This is a genomic window from Paenibacillus sp. FSL H3-0321 (genome assembly GCF_038002865.1).
Classification (GTDB): Bacteria; Bacillota; Bacilli; order Paenibacillales; family Paenibacillaceae; genus Paenibacillus_AQ.
In genome coordinates this window covers 12,297-30,865 of the sequence record NZ_JBBODH010000001.1, presented here as the reverse complement: position 1 = coordinate 30,865, position 18,569 = coordinate 12,297, and the positions used below count along the sequence as shown (strand labels likewise).

At 47.2% G+C, this 18,569-nt stretch carries 13 protein-coding genes and 1 pseudogene; 5 read left to right on the top strand and 9 right to left on the bottom strand.

The window, feature by feature from the left end; genetic code table 11:
• Positions 1-284: 284 nt before the first annotated feature.
• From MHI45_RS00130 to MHI45_RS00105, 6 genes and pseudogenes are all read right to left on the bottom strand, one after another.
• The gene (locus tag MHI45_RS00130) at positions 285-2,546 is read right to left on the bottom strand and encodes an amylo-alpha-1,6-glucosidase (protein ID WP_340898389.1); all 2,262 of its coding nucleotides are present in this window, start codon (positions 2,544-2,546) and stop codon (positions 285-287) included.
• Between the two features lie 33 nt (positions 2,547-2,579).
• The gene (locus tag MHI45_RS00125) at positions 2,580-4,427 is read right to left on the bottom strand and encodes a glycoside hydrolase family 13 protein (RefSeq protein ID WP_340898391.1); all 1,848 of its coding nucleotides are present in this window, start codon (positions 4,425-4,427) and stop codon (positions 2,580-2,582) included.
• Between the two features lie 83 nt (positions 4,428-4,510).
• Entirely contained in the window at positions 4,511-5,665 is a 1,155-nt protein-coding gene (locus MHI45_RS00120) for an MFS transporter (protein WP_341118775.1), read from the bottom strand.
• 150 nt (positions 5,666-5,815) lie between these two features.
• Positions 5,816-6,118, bottom strand: coding sequence for an ArsR/SmtB family transcription factor (locus tag MHI45_RS00115; protein ID WP_038591660.1), 303 nt, complete (start codon positions 6,116-6,118; stop codon positions 5,816-5,818).
• Between the two features lie 31 nt (positions 6,119-6,149).
• The gene (locus MHI45_RS00110; RefSeq protein ID WP_341118772.1) at positions 6,150-7,220 is read right to left on the bottom strand and encodes a PdaC/SigV domain-containing protein; all 1,071 of its coding nucleotides are present in this window, start codon (positions 7,218-7,220) and stop codon (positions 6,150-6,152) included.
• Between the two features lie 209 nt (positions 7,221-7,429).
• Positions 7,430-8,333: pseudogene (locus MHI45_RS00105) on the bottom strand (NAD(P)/FAD-dependent oxidoreductase).
• Positions 8,334-8,568: 235 nt separating this feature from the next.
• Here MHI45_RS00105 and MHI45_RS00100 point away from each other — a divergent pair.
• Both MHI45_RS00100 and MHI45_RS00095 read left to right on the top strand, forming a co-directional pair.
• On the top strand, positions 8,569-9,618 hold the full coding sequence (locus MHI45_RS00100; protein WP_076109376.1) for an ArsR/SmtB family transcription factor: 1,050 nt from the start codon (positions 8,569-8,571) through the stop codon (positions 9,616-9,618).
• Between the two features lie 149 nt (positions 9,619-9,767).
• Positions 9,768-11,480 (top strand): ABC transporter ATP-binding protein, encoded by a 1,713-nt coding sequence (locus MHI45_RS00095; protein WP_076109375.1) that lies wholly within the window; start codon positions 9,768-9,770, stop codon positions 11,478-11,480.
• 138 nt (positions 11,481-11,618) lie between these two features.
• Here MHI45_RS00095 and MHI45_RS00090 read toward each other — a convergent pair whose 3' ends face one another.
• Both MHI45_RS00090 and MHI45_RS00085 read right to left on the bottom strand, forming a co-directional pair.
• On the bottom strand, positions 11,619-12,434 hold the full coding sequence (locus MHI45_RS00090; RefSeq protein ID WP_076109374.1) for a GNAT family N-acetyltransferase: 816 nt from the start codon (positions 12,432-12,434) through the stop codon (positions 11,619-11,621).
• A 13-nt stretch (positions 12,435-12,447) separates the two neighbouring features.
• Positions 12,448-12,570: a hypothetical protein gene (locus MHI45_RS00085; protein ID WP_256718033.1), complete on the bottom strand. Its 123-nt coding sequence runs from the start codon at positions 12,568-12,570 to the stop codon at positions 12,448-12,450.
• Positions 12,571-12,849: 279 nt separating this feature from the next.
• On the opposite strand from MHI45_RS00085, the gene MHI45_RS00080 reads away from it, so the two are divergent.
• On the top strand, positions 12,850-13,647 hold the full coding sequence (locus MHI45_RS00080; RefSeq protein ID WP_076109373.1) for a YheC/YheD family protein: 798 nt from the start codon (positions 12,850-12,852) through the stop codon (positions 13,645-13,647).
• Between the two features lie 139 nt (positions 13,648-13,786).
• The gene (locus tag MHI45_RS00075) at positions 13,787-14,377 is read left to right on the top strand and encodes an AAA family ATPase (RefSeq protein ID WP_076109372.1); all 591 of its coding nucleotides are present in this window, start codon (positions 13,787-13,789) and stop codon (positions 14,375-14,377) included.
• Between the two features lie 83 nt (positions 14,378-14,460).
• Here the strand turns inward: MHI45_RS00075 and MHI45_RS00070 are convergent, their stop codons facing one another.
• Entirely contained in the window at positions 14,461-15,282 is an 822-nt protein-coding gene (locus MHI45_RS00070; protein WP_340898405.1) for an AraC family transcriptional regulator, read from the bottom strand.
• A 165-nt stretch (positions 15,283-15,447) separates the two neighbouring features.
• On the opposite strand from MHI45_RS00070, the gene MHI45_RS00065 reads away from it, so the two are divergent.
• Positions 15,448-18,561: a glycoside hydrolase family 2 TIM barrel-domain containing protein gene (locus tag MHI45_RS00065; protein ID WP_341118767.1), complete on the top strand. Its 3,114-nt coding sequence runs from the start codon at positions 15,448-15,450 to the stop codon at positions 18,559-18,561.
• The last annotated feature ends 8 nt before the right edge of the window (positions 18,562-18,569 follow it).

Below are 18,569 nucleotides of genomic sequence, written 5' to 3'. Positions count from 1 at the left end.
TCCCCGCAAGCTGCGGACTGTATAGCCTCTATTTATACTGGTTAGCTCTTTTTACTAGGTTCGCGGACCGTATAGCCTTTATTCGCATTCAGTTACTTATAAATAGGAGAGATTAGAGCAAATAGCTGCATCTGGGTCCGCCAAAGAGAATAAACAGGTGTTTTACTCTCCATAGCGCCTCCTGAGTCCGTCCGAGTAAACGAACCCGCCGTGGTTTTTTAGGGCCCCTACTTTCAATACTAAATCTCTGCTTCCCCAAAGCTCTTCCAGTTTGAAGACATCCTCTAGTCACTCGGGCTTTCTGTTGAAACATTGTACCGCCGCATCACCGGATGCGCATTCAGAGGCAATGGCTCTGCAAATTTGACATCCTTAAAGATCTGATCGCTTCGCGACTGCCACCGGGTTCTTTCTTTTGATTGTGGTATAACAGTGCCTGTAATGATCTTACCCTCCGCATCACGCTGAGTAATCTTTAATGTATGCTCAGCCCGGTTAATCTCCAGCATGGTATTGGATTCAACCTCTATACTCGCGACCTCAAAAGGCAAAATATCAATAATTACAGTCAGCCCAATTCCATTAAAGCTGTATTGATAGGTCTGTCCGGAAGCTTCCGCAGAATATCCTGCATTAATGCTGCCGCCACCTACTTTGACCTGATAGTGCAACTCTTTGATCTCTTCAGGGATTCTAGGTGCAAGCGTAAGCGTGCGGCGGATCATATCCGGCCGGATGCCAAGAAAATATTGGTACCAGACCCGCAGCTGCTCCGCATTGGACCAGGCCTGCAAATAAGCTCCAGTTAGCTTCGCCCAGTCCTCACCCACCTGAGGGTAAGCATCCAGATTCTCACTCAGTCCTCCGACTACACCGAGATTCAGCGCTTGCCAGTTCATATTTCGGAACAGCTTGTATGCCGTTTCTGGCTGGCCTGCTTCAATCATCCGCTGCATGGCGATGCCGTTTAACCAGGTCCATACCGCGCCGTTGTGATAAGCTTCATCTTTGTGATATAGCTCCGTTAGGTGAAAGGGATGAAACAACGGATGATGACGGTCGAGTGAGGCAACTCCCCAAGGATAAGCCAGTTCCTCCCATGCTGTGCGGATAACTTTGCTCTTATATTCACTGTCTTCGAGCATATCCAGAGCAAACAGCTGGTTCGGACGCAAGGAGAATTCCGCTTCGCCCTCCGCAGTCAACCGGTCTGCCAGATAAGGATGTGTCTGATCACGGAAGTCCAGCTCGAAATTCCCCTTTAACTTCTCAGCAATGGCATCCCATTTGGCTGCATTTTCTTGATCGTTCATAACTTCCGCAAAATATACTCCCGCCCGAAGCTGATTGTACCAAAGTGCTTGTATATCATTGGCCCGGGTATCCCTTGGCGAATAAGAGTTCAGATCCGCATCGCGGGCATCCATCCACGTTTCATTATCTTTATGTGTAAGATATCCTTTATCATCCACCCAGTTGCGGATCGATCCTTCTATACTGTTCTGCACCGCCGGGTACAACTGCGTGATGATTGCAGTGTCGCCGGAGTATTTTACATAATCCTGCAGCTGGATAATAAAACGTGGTGTACCGTCAGTGGTATGGTAATCAATGTTCTGGGGAGCGAGAATATTCGGCACCCTGCCGAAAGTTCTGGATGACTCCTCCGTATCCTGAAATTCCGCAAAAGATAACAGGATGTGCTTGGCCGTCTCGAATTGTCCGCTTACGAGCGCTGCACCCGGAAGAGCAATAAATTGATCGCGCCCCCAGTACTCATTGAACCAGGGCAGACCGGCGTAAATCCCCTCTCCCTGCTGCCTTGTCACCAATTGATCCATCGTGAGATTCAGCCAATTCAGCGCAAGGGTGAGCAACTCCGAGCTGGAGTCCACATGTACATTATGGTTCAAAAAATCTTCCATCCGCTTCACACGTTCAGCTTTCCAGCGGACAGCATGTTTCTGGGCATCCTGAATCAAGGCAGTTGCCTCAGCGGCCGATTTGCCAACCGCTATGTAAAAGCCGTCTGAGTTGCCAGAGCTGGTTATAATCCCGTCGTCCATAGACAGCGGCTGGATGTTCTTGGAGCTTACGGCAATAATCCAGTCTCCCTCCATGGAGGCAAACAGAGCAATCTGATGATTTAGTGCTATACATTCAACATTCTCACCGTTTATGACAATTCCGGCAGCCTGCCCGGAGCCGCCTTCCAGACTTACTTCTATTACATTTTTATAATCAAACATCCAGAGCTCTTCGGTCAGTTCCCCGTGTTTGCGAAGCATTTTATAGGGATACACCCAGACATCCGACTTTTGATTATCGAGCTTTTGCTTATCTACATATAGAGAATATCCGCCGAAAATTCTATTCTTGGCCACATTGAAACCTTCAAAATAAGCATGCTCCGGATGATTTGTCACGTGTGATTGAGTGAAGTAAAAGGCCGCTTCCTTATTAGTAAAAGAAATGCCGCGATTGGCGTCCGGTGGTACAAACATCGACATCGATTCCAGAATAGCTGGGTTTTCCTGTGCATTCATCAACATTAACCTCCAAAGTTATTACGTTTTACTTTAATGAACCAGCAGCCTGAAGGAGTAAGGTTCCATACTGATTTCATCTGACAGGCGGACGGATTCTCCGGCGAAAATATCCTGCAGCACCTGATTCTTCAGTTCAACGGGCAGGTTGAGGCTTGCCGCAGCCGGTGAATTATGAATCAGCACATACAGTGTGCTGTCTTGCGACTCTTTTGAGTAAATCAAGCTTCCAGTCTCATCCTCAACGGACAGCCATCGGATATCCGTTTCCTTGAGCACGTTGTATTGCTTTCTTAATTCAATCAACCGGTGAATGGTCTGATAGAGATTCAGGTTTTGCTTCGCAGCATCCCATGGCATACATTGCCGGTTGTGGTGTTCATCCCCGCCCAGACCCACTTCGCCACCATAATAAATGCTGGGGGAACCGCCGTACGTAAGCTGGAAGACATAAGCCAGCTTCACCAATTCTGGATTGTCTCCGCAGCAGTGGAGAATTCGTGCAGTATCATGGCTGTCCAGCAGGTTGAACATATTTTGCATCACTGGTTTGGGATAGCTGACGAGCAGCCCGTTAATCGCATATACAAAATCTGCTGCTGTAAAACGTTCCTGATTCTGAAGATGGACCCCAAAGAAGCGGGTAACAGCCGCCGTGAACTCATAGTTCATGACCGCATCAAACTGGTCGCCCTGTAGCCAGGGGTTGGAGTAAAACCAGTTTTCACCGAGAATATAGATCTCTTTGTTGATGCCTTTGATTTTTTTGCGGAATTCCCGCCAGAAATCATGGGGCACTTCATTGGCTACATCCAGCCGCCAGCCGTCTATGTTATACCGCTCTGTCCAATAGACAGCTACACTCAGCAGATACTCCCTTGCTGCTGCATTTTCTGTATTCCATTTTGGCATAATTTCGGCAAATCCGAAAGTCCTGAAGTTCAGATGTGCTCCCAAATCATTGCTATCCGCCGGAGCCGCCATAGAATTTGATACCACAGGTTTGTCCGGATCCATAATATAAAAGTAATCAAAGTAGACCGAGTCTCTTCCATTCTTCAATACATCCTGCCAGAAGGGATGCTCCTGCCCGCAGTGGTTGAACACGGCATCCAGCATCACTTTAATACCCCGCTTGTGCGCTTCTTCCACCAGCAGTCCAAAGCTCTCATTGTCGCCAAACTGCGGGTCGATCCGGAAATAATCTTTGGTGTCGTATTTATGCGAGCTTGGTGACTCAAAGATAGGCGTAAAGTAAATCCCCTCACAACCAAGATCCCGGATATAATCCAGCTTCTCTGTCACACCCTGCAGGTCCCCGCCGAATTTCTTCTCAGGACCGTCCAGTTCATCGCTGCCCCAAGCGAGCAGATTGTCCTGTTGCCCGGTAGCTCCCCTGTTGAACCGGTCCGGGAAAATCTGATACCACACGGTATCCCTCACCCAAGCGGGCGCTTTATAAAGATCATCTTCGAGGATATAGGGGTAGTTGAAATAATTCGTATGGTCGGCAGGCGGTGTCCAGTCTTTCTGAAGCGGGATGAAGCTGTGGGACCCGGCAAAACACAGCTCCTGGCCGTCATCTAATACAAATCCATAGCGGATTCTGCTCCATTTAAACCCCGGCACCTCTGCAAACCAGCAATCATGCAGCCGGGTGACATATTCCTTCTTCATTTCCACAGGCTGTATGTTATTCACTGCAAATTCATACACATGTGATCCTTTGCTTACAGGCCTCCAGTCGAACGGGTCAATGGGAAGAAGCTTAACAGCTTGTATATCATCTCTTTTGGTCTTGATACGGATATGCAGTGTTTCCTGATTAACCCCATAGGAAAATGCCCCCTTGGGTTCGTGGATAAATGCTGCCAGTTCCATAATAAACACTCCTTATAAATTGATATTAACAAATCACTTATACGTTTAAGTAAATTTATTATATTCTTCTTATCAGCAGGCTGTCAATCGTGCGAGGAATCCAGACGGTAAAGCGTAAAAGCAGCAATAACCGCCAGGGCAACGCCGGCTGCACCGAACCATGCAATGGAAGACAAAGAAACTTGGTTGACGGCTATTCCGCCGAGTCCCGCTCCGGCAGCCATCGCGAGCTGCATCATGGACTGATTCAGGCCTAGCATAACCCCGGATGCTTCAGGCTCAATCGTCGTTAAATAATACTGCTGTGTCGGTCCAGTCGACCAGGCAGCAAATGACCAAAATACCAATACGGCCATTACTCCGGCCAAAGAGTCCTTAACCACAGCTAACAAGAGCAGCATTACGATATGAAGCGCCATTCCGCTGAATAAGGTACGGTGAATTCCCCAGCGGTCTGTACTGTAGCAGCCAGCCTTTGAGCCAATCATACTGGCGATCCCAAAAGCCAGCAAAACCCCGCTGATGTAACCGCTGCTTATACCCGATACTTTGAGCAGGAATGGTGACAGATACGTATAAGCGATAGAATAACCGCCAAGCCAGAAGAAAGAAATGGACAATCCCAGCGCTACTTTTGGCTTTTTCAGCAATTCTAGTTGCTTACGCAGCGGTACAGGTGTATCCCCCTTTATATTGGGTAAGGTGAACGAGAGAATGATCATTGCCAAAATGCCCAGCAAAGCAATTCCGCCAAACACAAACTTCCAACCCAGAATATCCGCTGTCATCCGCCCCAGAGGGACTCCAATAATAAGCGATGCCGTAAATCCCATGACGACCGTTGCGATGGAGTTGGCCTGTTTGCCTTCAGGAGCGATTTTTGCAGCAATATTTAAGGCCGTAACCACGACTACTCCGGCTCCAAGCGCCATCAGGATACGTGCAGCCACGAATAGTCCATAACCTGGCAGCACGAAGGCAAGAATGTTGGATACAACAAATACACCCAGTGCAGAGACGATTAATTTGCGGCGGTCCATGCTTGCCGTCAAAGCCATTAGCACAGGTGTGCAAAGCGCATATACCAGTGAGAAAATCGTAATCAATTGACCTGCAGACGATAGCGATACACCAAACGAAAGTGAAACCTTATCTAAAATCCCGGATAAAATGTATTCCGAGGTTCCGACCAAAAAACTGATGATGGCGAGTGTGTATATCTTCCAGCTCGTAGACATATGTAATGTTCAGCTCCTAAGTTGTAGTTATATAAAGATATATCGCGAATTATAGATATTATTAATCAAATAAAATCTACATATTACGAATTATCGAATTGTTAACTTAAAACAAAACTGAATTCTTAGAACAAGAACTCAGTTTGTGCCTTACATTTCTTGCTTCATGTATTCAGCCATATTTAGAATCGCTTCTTCATCCCTCTGGTAATACGTAAATTTGCCAATACGTTTGGTAGTAATAAGCCCTGCTCTCTGCAGTATCGAAAGATACTGGGAGGCAGTAGATTGGGTCATATTCAGCTTATCGGTAATTTGACTGACACATACCCCGGTTTCCGTCATATCAATCCCTTCATGGGGTGTAAAATGAACATCAGGCTCCTTGAGCCACTGCAGGATTTGAATCCGCGATTCATTGGACAACGCTTTAAAAACATCTATAGGTTTCATGAAATTTATTATATCGATAATTTGCGATATGTCAATTCTCTATTTCGGAAATTCGGGAGAGCGGAATCCGTATTTCAAAAATTCCATCGTGGATGAACTTGGCGGCGTCTTGCTGAACATATACAACAACCCGTCCATCCAGCAGATACCAGCCTGTACTGGAGTTTTCGATTCCCGGAAACTGAAGTGGTGCGAAAGGGCCTGCTTCCCCTGAAGCAATCCTCAGGTTAACATACTGATTTATCCGTGTTTGGTAATTCGGATTATTCCCGGCAACCTGCTGTAGTGACAGCTCCTCTCCTGTTGCGAGATCGAAGGTCCAGCTGTACCGGATGCTTTTGTCCTGCTTGGATTCGCCCATATACTGATAAGTATCCGCATATAGACTGAGCAAACCTTTTTCATTGTAAGCGATCGTCCACTCCACTTGGAGCCCGTAGGGTAAGATATGAGCGTAGTCAATAATTTTGTCCTTGCTCGGATGTGCTGCCCAAGCTTGCGCAAGCTCTTGCTCGGCCTGTGTTTTCCAGCCTTCTGCCTTATTCTGGAGGAAGTGATTGATTTTATCGATCCCCTCTTTGTTCGCAGAACCGGAAAGAACAGGATAACGGATAGAAAATGAATAAGGCTCTGTAGTTACCGCCAGCTCACCGGAAGCGGAAATCGTCAGCTCATTTTCAGGACGTGAGTTGAGGAGATAACTGTTTTTGCCCTTCAGCACAATATCATAACCAGACATTGTCGCCAGCTGGCGGAGCGGCACATAGGTGGAACCCTCTCTGACAAACGGTATTTTGGCTGAAGAAGTTAAGCCGTTGACACTATAAGAACTGTTGTAAAGAGTTAGCTTGATTACGCGCCGTGGTTTGCTGAGCGTTAGATCACCGGTGCTGGCATGATTATCCACCGTGTATCCCATGGCCCGAGCAATCGGCATCAGCTGGACCAACAAGGTTCCATCCGCACTGTACGCCAGTGCTTTCAGCTGTTTACCCTCAATGTTGAATGTTGTGAGAACCGGTGCATAAGGTGAGACGGCAGCGGCAACCTGAGGTTTGATTGCAGAAGCTGAAATTGCCTTAGCTGCTTGCCCGCCACTCATTCGGGAAAATGCTCCGACGTCGGCAGATACCCGGGCAGGTGTGGCAAGACACATACTCAATAACACGCATACAGCGGTAAATCTGAAAATACGGACTTGCATTTGTGACTTTTGAATAGGCAGTGACATGGTAAACCCTCCGTTTCCATTACTTACCTATAGACGAAGAATTGCTTGTTTTGTTTCGGTAACTGACCGGAAAGAGGATTTCAATTGAAATCTTCCTCTGTCAGATCCATATTTACGTTCATGCCAATTCGGCTGCCGTCGGCTGCGGCAAAAATCAATTGGGAAGGCGCGAAATACGAAGCATCACCTGCGGCATATATACCGGAGACAGAAGCTTGTCCTTTGTCATCTGTCCGAATTCCTCCAAGCTCCGTTATTTCACAGCCTAATTGCTCTCCTAACGTTGAGCTTTGCACAAGTTTCGGAGCTACAAAGCCGCCGGTTCTGGCCACAATAGTTCCATCTGCAAAACGAATGTGCTCAAGCCGCCCGTTCTGGCCGAGGAAAGCCGCAACCGGTTGTTCAATCACGACGATTCCTTTAGATTCAAGCTGCTGTCTTTGCTCTTCTGTCAAGGACGCCTGGCCATGTGTACACACAAGCAAATCCTTGCTCCAATTGAGGAGCAGCTTAGCCATATGGAATACGGTCGGATATTCAGAGACAATGGCCAATGGTTGATCCCTCAGCTCCCATCCGTCACAATAAGGGCAGTTAAACAGGCTTTTACCGTATAAAGGACGTAGGCCTTCGATCTCCGGAAAGATCTCCTTTAGACCCGTCGCCAGGATAAGCCTCCGTGCTTGAACACGGACTCCTCCCAAATCCTCTATCTCAAATCCACCTTGCTCTTGAGAGACCGAAACCACTTCGAAGGGCAAATGGTCTTACAGACGGATAATGCTGCAGTTCCTCATGTGCCACGCGCCTGAACTCAGCCGGAGTTACTCCATCCCTTGTAATAAAACCGTGAGACGCATGCGTGACAGCATTTCTGGGACGGTTGTTGTCGATCAGAGCCACACTCCTCCTTGCTCTGCCAAGCACTAGGGCTGCATTCAGCCCGGCAGGTCCCCCACCAATAATCGCGCAATCGTAAATCATAAATCTCATCCTCCTTGATGGCTATTAAAGACTCTTTATATCCGTAAATAGAACAAAATTTTTTTCTTGAACTGCTGACCTGAAATTCCAGATCGCAATTCATCATATTCAAGGACTTAATATATCTATAATGACTTTATATTTGCAGCTGCGTCAAGTTGAAACTTGATAATCCTATTTAATGAAAATATAATGAATTAGATAAGCACCAAACTAAAAAACCTATGGAGGACCTATGAACCTCAACATTCATGAACGTCTGGATCCCGTCTTTGAAACCTTGGGTTTGCTCTACGTCAGTTGCCATGTGGAGAATCACAAGAAAGGGACGATTGAAGACCTGAACAAATTCGGGCTGGACGGAGAAGCCTTTTACAGCAAGCATTTGAAAATAGTAGACAAGTACATCCATACCTTTCTTAAATATCGTGTGCTTGATAAGGAAGCGGACTTCTTTTTCGGGGATGAAAATGACTCCTTCTTCTCCATTCTCCATCTGCTGCTCAGTGAAAATACGGCTTGGCTAAACTCACTTGCAGAAGTGCCGGATGAGGTGCTTCATGAAGAAATATGGAAGATCCTGCTCGACATGGAAGTCATGCAAAATTACCAACTGCAGAAAACCTCACCTTCCGGAATTCTATCTTTGGTTGATATTATCACCTTCCTGAGCGACAGTCCTCTTGAAGAAGGGATGAAATGGAAAATGTTGAGGCTGCTGCAGCAGCCGCGCACACAAATCCAGGCGCTTGCCCGGATCATCAACAATAACTTGGCTGCATTTGAGCAGGTGTGCCAGGAACTGGAGAAGCCGCTGAACAAGCTGATTTCCAAGTATGTTCAATCCGTGCAACGGCAGGACGATGTACAATTTATTAAGCTGGTGGAGATGTTCAGCGATGCACCCTCTGTCCATCCATCCTTAATTGTTCCGCTTGGACAGGTGATGTTCGCCAAGCATTGCTACTATGGCCTGTTCGTCGATCTGCTTCCGGTAGCCAGCAAGGGCCATGCCGATTCTAAAGATTTTCTGCTGCTTCGGATGAAGGCACTCGGGGACAACAGCAAACTGCAAATTCTGGCGTCGCTCAAGGTCAGTCCGAAATACAATCTGGAAATTGCAGATCAGATGGGCTTAACAGCTGCCACCATGTCTCATCATATGAATGTGCTGCTGGCCTGCGGTATGGTCGGAATAGAGAAAAAAAACGGCAAGGTGTATTATCACCTGGACTCAGACAACTTGCGGCAGTTAATTACTGACCTTGAACATTTTCTGCTATAGCATTGACAGACTTCCCGAGAGTTTTTAGCGGGAAGTTTTTTTGCGACTGAATAAGATTATCATCTAATATGTTTGACATAATTATAATTTATATGATACTGTCATCTTATCAATTTAATGATAATCTAATTTTAGGAGTTGGCTATTTGATGAAACAGTCCATCCGTCAAAACAAAATGCTGCTTGCGGTTACCCTGCTGTTCAGTATCATTACCTCGGCAGCAGGCGTACTGATTGCGATCATTCTGCAAAAGGTAATCGATGCCGCTATGCAGGGTGACATGTTGCTTTTCAAAAAAATCGTAATCCTGTCGGTTGCATATTTGCTGCTGCTAAGCTTGTTCGGCTTCATGTATGCCATTTGCAGCAAAGCCTTGATCCGCAATCTGACCCTGTCACTGAGGGAGCGGGTATTCCGTGGGGTATTCCGCAGAAATGCAGAAGAATTCACTTCGTCCAATACGGCTGATTATTTGTCGGCACTCACCAATGACATCAAACTGCTGGAGGATAACTATATTCAACCTCTGCTGCTTACCCTGCAGAATGTTGTGGTTTTTGCAGCCTCCCTCATTATACTCCTCTACCTGAGCCCGCTGATTACCTTAATCTTGGTGGTATGCATGATTCTGATGTTCACCGTCCCTTCCCTCTTCGGCAAAGCTCTACAGGACAAACAAAGTGCCGTATCTGCCCAGATGTCCATTTTCACGACGAGCGTTAAGGATCTGTTGTCGGGTTATGAAGTGATCAAATCCTATGCGATGGGCAAACACACGGAGCAGAAATTCCAGCAGGAGAACACCGCGGCAGCAAACACCCGTTTTGCCGCTGACCGGCTGTTTGCCGCCAATGAGAGCCTCTCCGAAACTCTTGCCATTCTCACCCAGTTTTCAGTAGTCTTTATTGCCGCTTATCTGATTATTTCTGGAGATTTCTCAGCGGGGAGCCTGGTTGCCCTTGTCCAGCTGAGCGGCGGTTTTGTGGGACCTGTACTGGTCGTGATGCAGAATCTGCCCAAAATTCAAGGTGTCAAACCTGTTGTGCAACGGATCAATGATCTGGCAAGCGAAGAGGCACAGCCGAAGTCAGGTTTGCTCGAACCTGTGTTCAACGAGAATCTGGAGATCAGCCGCTTACACTTTGCCTATCAGCAAGGAAATCAGGTGCTTTCGGACATCAATCTTTCCCTGCAAAAAGGAAAAAAATATGCACTGGTCGGACGAAGCGGCTGCGGTAAATCTACACTTGTTAAACTGCTTAGCGGGTATTATGACAGGTATGAAGGCTCCATCACCCTTGATGGGATTAACATCAAACAGCTTGACCCAGAGCGGCTGCAGCAAATGACGGCGACCATCCATCAGAATGTCTATATGTTCGATACGGATATTAAGCAGAATATTTGCTTGCATGAGGAATTCTCCGAGGAAGTTATGGAAACTGCCCTTCATACCAGCGGAGTCCATAAGTTTGTGGAGAAGATGCCCAGTGGACTGCTGACCACCGTCGGTGAGAACGGCTCACAGCTCTCCGGCGGCCAGCGGCAGCGGATTGCCGTTGCCCGGGCGTTGATCCGCAGCAAACCGATCCTGATTCTGGATGAAGGAACTTCCGCGATTGATATGCAGACCGCTTATGAAATCGAAAGCAGACTGCTCACGCTTAAAGAGCTGACCTTAATGACGATAACCCATAATATGAATGAGGAATTGTTGGGATTGTATGATGAAATTATCTATATGGAGAACGGACGAATCGCTGAGGTTGGCAGCTTCCATGTGCTTCGCGCGCGCGGTGGCGGATTTGCAGCCTTTTGCTCATTGCACAAGGGGGATGTTGCGGAGGCGCTTCAAGCATAATCAGGTGAGATCATAGAAACAGCCAGCTCCCCATAAACCGGAGACTGGCTGTTTTTCCCTCGCTAAGAAATGCTGTTAATAATAACATGCTGAACCCTGAACGTCTTCACAACGGCTAATCCATTTGATTCTAAAAAATTAAAGGCGGGCTGTCCAAACCGCTCTTGTCCAAGCCAGTTGAAATCCGGCCCGTTCCATATTGTTCTGGCTTGTAGAACCAAAACCCGCCTGAGCCGTTATGAGCCGACAACCTGCCAAGTGAGCCTCGTGCATCCTCTTGTGCAATAATGCAGTCTGGATCCCCCTGTTTCTGTATTCAGGAATTGTTGCGGCGAGTGTGCAGGAGGCGATATCTCCGTTTATATGCATCGCAGCCACTCCGGCCGGAAGCCCCTCCCAATAACCTGCGAATAGCTTCCACCCCGGCCTATTCAGCAATCCTATGTTATTATTCACGAAATGAATCTTATCGGACAACGCCATGCCGGAAGCTAGGCAATGGATTTCTGCATATGTGTCAAAGGAATTTACGTTATCAATTTCGACAATTGTTATCTTGGATGGAAGTTCAGACGGCGCTTGACGCGGCAGCCCATACAGTACAGCATGAAAACCACTCTGGTAAAGTCCATGATCGGCTAACCCTTTAAAAAGCTTGGAGCTGCAATGAACAGGATCCACATCGATCTGGAAAGCTCTGTCTTTGGCCGTGTAAAATCGGATGATCTCCTCCAGCTTGTCTACGTCCTGATCAGAGATTCCTTTAACGGAATTAAACAGGCTCCATGGCATGGTCCTGATATAGAAACCAGTGGTGTGGCCGAAACGGACAATCTCAACACCCTCCGGGTTACCTTCGCGTTCGCGGATGGAGTTAATTCTTGAGGTTAAATAGTCAATTTCTGACTGCTGGATTTGTTCAGCAAGACCTTGGTTCAAGACTGGCAGCTTCATGAAAGATCACTCCTTATTCAAGTTCCCTAATATACCAGGCATCACAGGCAAAATGCTCCGAACCGGCCAGCGGTGCTTCCAGTAACGTAAATCCATACTTCTGATAAAAATGGTTGGCAGCATGCATACTCTGCATCTTCTACAATCCAGTAGGCGCAATCGTTACGGTTATTGTAAAAATGAAATAAATCACGGAGACAGTCATCTGCACATTGCCTCCAAACCCTTCTACATATTCTCTTAATTATACATGAAACTTCCGCGCATCCCCCCGTCTTTTTGCCTGTGGTTGATGACCGATGACTTACATACGATATCCTATGTGCTGAAGGCTGCCGAATGATCCATTCCCGTAAGACAGGCAATATAAGTGTGTAAAGCTATACTTCCACTATTAGAACGAGGTGACCTGCTGATGCTGTCCAAGAAAGCCGCGACCACCAAAAAAACAATTACCATTGCAAGCAAATGGTCCAAAACAAAAATGCTGCTTAATCATTCACGGCTCCGCCAATTCGTGCCCGATAGCCGGATCTATTCGTATGAAGCCCTGCAGTCCATGCTTAACAAGCATAAGATGGTATATGTAAAGCCTGTCAAAGGAACCGGAGGAAATGGTGTCATTAAAGTTATTAAGTATAGTGAACATAAATATGCCTATCACGTAGGCGAGACTCCCCGTTATTTTAAAACTTACGGCGCTCTGTTCACTTCGCTAGGCAGCAGTAAATTAAAGCGTGAATATTTGGTTCAGCAAGGGATAAATCTGCTAACTTATCAGAATCGTATCTTTGATGTGCGCATTATGACGCAAATGAACAGCACGAACCATTGGGAATGTACCGGATATATCGGGCGAATGGCACACCCCAAGAAAATCGTTACGAATTTCCACAACAGCGGAAAACCGCTTCCTCTGGAAACGCTGCTTAGTCCTTACCTGCAAGGAGACAAGAAAAAAGACTATATCAAAGAATTAAAAGCTTTAGGGGATCAGGTGGCAAAAGAATTCCATAAGAACCACAGCGGATTTAAGGAAATAGGCCTGGATATTGGATTGGATTCTGCTTTGAAGCCATGGATTATTGAGGTAAATACGCGGCCGGATGCTTATATCTTTAATCAACTGAAGGATAAAACGATGTTCCGCAGAGTGATCTACCTTAAGAAGTGGCATAAATTATTGAATTCCGGCAAGAAAGTTGTCAAATAAGGTGAACATTACCGGGTATAAAAGAGGTTGAACTTGAGCGCACTCTTTGGCTCTGTTCAACCTTTTTTTGGATTGCAAAAAATGATAGGATATACTGGTTGAGGTGTGAAATGAATCGGGATTTGAGGAGAGCAGATGGATGAATAAACTGGTGTTTTTTCTGGGACCGGCAGGTGCGGGCAAAACGACGCTGGCCAAAGCGGTAGCCTCGCGCCGCAAAGCCGCCTTCCTCGATATGGATATTCTGCTGCGGCCGGCGGCAGACGCCATTATGACCATGCATGGTCTGGACCCGACAGACAGAGATTCCGCAGAATATAAAAGACTTTGCCGCGACCTTGGTTACCGCATTACGATGGACGCCGCGCTTGATAATATCGGCCTGAATAGCGATGTATTCGTGGTTGGACCCTTTACCAAGGAAGCCGCCGACCCAGACTGGATTAGCAGTGAGCTGTCCCGGATTGGTCTTACGCTGCCCGAGGTTGAGGTCAAGGTTGTTCTGGTCGGACTGGCCAACGAGGATTTGTACCGGGAACGGATTCAAGGCAGGCACTCATCTTTGGATGACTGGAAATTTCAGCATTGGCAGGAATTCCGGTCTTCGCTTGGCAGCCGCACTGTCGCGTGGCCGCTGCCCGCGTCGAATGTCGCAATGATCGACAACTCAAATCCGGAGATCGAAGATACAGTAAGGACAGTTGAGCATTTTATTTATGCAGCACAATGAGCAGACGAAAGGCAGCCGTGGGCTGCCTTTTTTTGTTATGTAGAATTCATGAAAGGTCCTATTATTTTCATCTGTATTCACCTTTAATCCAAACCATGCAATCGTTTAAACTCCTCAGGCTTCATCCCTGTCACCCGTTTAAACACCGCACAAAAGTAGCTGGCATTCTCAAAACCGACATCCCGGGCAATTTCGTAGATTTTTTTACCGCGAACGTTAAACATTAATTGCTTGCTCCGGTTAATCCGCTGTTTATTAATGTACGTTACCGGCCGCTCATGAACCGTGTGCTGAAACAGCCGGCACAAGTACTGCGGCGATACCGCTGCTACTTCTGCCAGTTCTTTTAACTGCAGCGGCCGGTGCAAATGGAGTTCTATATGCCGCAGGACAGGCTTAATCCGTTCCATTTCATCTTCCTCATTGGAAGAAGGCAGCAGTTTGCGTTTCAGATCCAGCAGCAATGCGTAGAGCAGCTTGGAGCATTCCAGATCATCTTCAAGCGGATGTTCATTAGACAAAAGAAGCATCTCCCGCAAAGGCTCCAAAAGTGCTTCGTCTCTTAATCTCCCGGGTCCAGACTCGCGTATTCCCGCGTACATCAGCATCTGGGCAGCTTCCCTGCCGCTAAATGAAATCCACGCCAGCCTCCACTCCCTGCTAACCGGAGTATAGAAATGCGGAATTTCAGGATATAGAAAAAACACATCCCCGGGGCCAACGATGTAACTTTTGTCATTAATATTCAGTTCACCTTTGCCTTCAAGCACCTGATGCATCTGATAATCCGGAAAACCGGCCGGACGCAAAGTTTCAGCCTGATGCTCCCAATATCCGATGGTTGTGGCATATAAAGGCAGCAGCATCGTCTCATCAGTTTGGCAAAAAATCATTTTGCTTTTCACAAGGATTCTCCGTTTCTAATTGTTGCTTCTATTTTAGCCTTCATTTCTAGCGAAAGAAAGCCCTATTTAGTTTCATATTGTGTTATTTGATAAGAATATCATTATATATACCTTGAGCCTTTCTCATTCTATAATATGAATATAACAATATAAGGAGATGTTAAAGTGCGTAAGAAGCTAGTCTATCAGCCACCTGCCAACGGATATCCCGAATGGAATAACAATCCGGAGATTTTTCAATTGAACCGAATGGAAGCGCATGCTTCCATGATGTCTTTCCCGACTGCTGAGCAAGCACTCCAAGGAAATAAACAATCCTCCTCTCGTTATCAATCGTTGAACGGCACTTGGAAATTCGCCTTTGCCGAAACTCCTGAGAAACGCAGCAAGGATTTCTATAAATCAGATTATGACAACAGCAACTGGGCGGATATTCCTGTTCCTTCCCATTGGCAATTCCAGGGCTATGATTACCCTCAATATACCAATGTGCGGTATCCCTGGGCAGAGTCAGAACCGGATTTGAAGCCCCCTTTTGCCCCTACTTTATATAATCCTGTAGGTTCCTATGTACGTACATTTGATGTACCGCAAGCTTGGGACGGCCAGCCTGTATTCCTCAGCTTCCAGGGTGTGGAGTCTGCTTTTTATGTATGGGTGAACGGAGAACTAGTCGGCTATGGTGAAGATACCTTTACCCCGTCGGACTTCGATATTACAGCTTATCTGCAAGCAGGAGAGAATAAGCTGGCCGTTGAGGTGTACCGCTGGTGTGATGCCAGTTGGCTGGAAGATCAGGATTTCTGGCGGCTTAGCGGCATTTTCCGCGACGTTTATTTGTATACCGCACCTCCCGTACGTGTTGCCGACTTTTGGGCCCGGACCGATCTGGACAACGAGTTTGTGCATGCGGAGCTGAACGTGGACATCAAAGTGGAAGATTACTTTAGCCGCAAAGCTGGAGATTACTCGCTGCAAATGCAGCTTCATGACAACAATGGCCAGGGGATCTGGGCTGCTCCGGTTGCTGCTGCAGTATCTTTTCAGGAAGGAGATTTGCAGCAGCTTAAACTGTCGGCACCTGTAGCTCAGCCTCATAAATGGAGTGCGGAGAAACCATACCTTTACACCCTGGTGATCTCGCTAGTGGATGGTCAGGAGGCCGTTCAAGAGGCGGTCAGCACAAAGGTTGGCTTCCGCTCCTTCGAGATTAAAGACGGCTTAATGAAGATTAACGGGAAACGGATCGTACTGAAAGGCACTAACCGGCATGAGTTCTCTTGTGACACTGGACGCGCATTGTCCGTAGAGGATATGATCCGCGATATTCATCTGATGAAATCCCATAATATTAATGCGGTACGGACCTCTCATTATCCCAATCAGTCAGTTTGGTATGAGTTGTGTGACGAATACGGTCTCTATGTAATCGACGAAACCAATCTGGAGACACACGGCAGCTGGCAATATGGACAACAAGAGCTGCATGAGGGGAATGTTCCCGCCAGCAAGCCGGAATGGCGCGCCAATGTCATCGACCGCTGTAATTCCATGATGCAACGGGACAAAAATCATCCATCCGTTATCATCTGGTCACTCGGCAATGAGTCCTTTGGCGGCGATAATTTTATTGCCATGCATGACTATCTGCGGGCAGCCGATCCTACCCGTCCTGTTCATTATGAAGGGATTTTTCATTACAGACCTTCGGAAGCGGCGAGCGATATCGAGTCTACGATGTACATTAAGCCTGCCGGCGTTGAACAATATGCTACAAACAATCCGCAGAAGCCTTATATCCTCTGTGAATACAGCCATGCTATGGGCAATTCCTGCGGCGGACTGCATCTCTACACCGATATGTTCGACAAATATGATGTGTTCCAAGGCGCATTCATCTGGGACTGGGTGGATCAGGCCATCCGCACTACAACTCCAGAGGGGATTGAATATCTGGCGTACGGCGGCGATTTCGGTGAATCTCCACATGACGGGAACTTTAGCGGCAACGGCCTGCTGTTTGCGGACCGGACTGTAACCCCTAAGCTGCTTGAGGTTAAAAAATGCTATCAGAATATAAAAGTCACCGCCCAGGATCTTCACAAGGGTCTCTATCAAATCCGCAATAACTTCTTATTTACGGATATCGAAGAATATGATTTACATTGGAAGATTGAATTGGAAGGCGTAACTTCGCAAGAGGGCTCTCTGCGGATTGCTGCTGCACCGGGAGAAACTGTCAATTGTGTCATTCCGTATGAGCTTAGTTCCATAGCCACTGATAAAGAAGCAGTGCTGACCTTGTCCTTCATTCAACCCGCTGCAGCAGCATGGGCAGATGCCAACCATGAAATTGCATGGGAACAGTTCATTCTAGTTCCAAGAGTTGCAGGAAGTGTTCCCGTTTCAGCAGGAGATCCCCTTCACATCACTGAGCAAGAGGAAGCATTGATCATTGCAGGAGCTGACTTTTCACTTTCTTTCAATACGGCAACCGGAGATTTGTTCTCTTATCAAGTCCTGGGCAAAGAACGCCTGATTGAGCCTGCAAGACCGAATTTCTGGAGAGCCGTCACCGATAATGATCTTGGCAACCATCTGCAGGAACGTTCAGCAGTCTGGAGAAAGGCTTCCTATGAACGCAGTCTTGTTCAATTCAATACCCGGACTCAAGAGAATCTTTGTTTCGTATCGGCAACCTACTTGCTGCCCACAAATCCCGTGTCCACTCTACTGGTCACCTATGAAATCCGTCCTGACGGATCTGTGGAGATTTCGCAGGAACTGAACCCGGGCAGCAGCTCGCTGCCGGAAATTCCCGAGTTCGGAATGCTGTTCGTGCTGGATGGAAGCCTGGACACTGTGTCATGGTACGGACGCGGACCACATGAGAACTATTGGGACCGGCAAACCGGAGCCCGTCTGGGACGCTTTAGCGGCAAAGTCAGTGAACAGTTCACTCCTTACCTCAAGCCACAGGAATGCGGGAACAAGACAGATGTCAGATATGCTTCAGTTACAGAAGGCCGCGATGGATCAGGGATCCATATTGACAATGCAACATCGCTGGAAATCAACGTACTCCCTTGGAAACCAGAAGAACTGGAAGCCAGCGATCACGTCTATAAATTGCCGGCTTCGGATAAAACCGTGCTGAGGGTCAATTACAAGCAAATGGGTGTCGGCGGGGACGACAGCTGGGGTGCACCGACGCATGAACAGTTCACTCTGCCTGCAAACCGGCCGTACAGCTTCCGCTTCACGCTTGCTCGAATTTAATCTGCCAT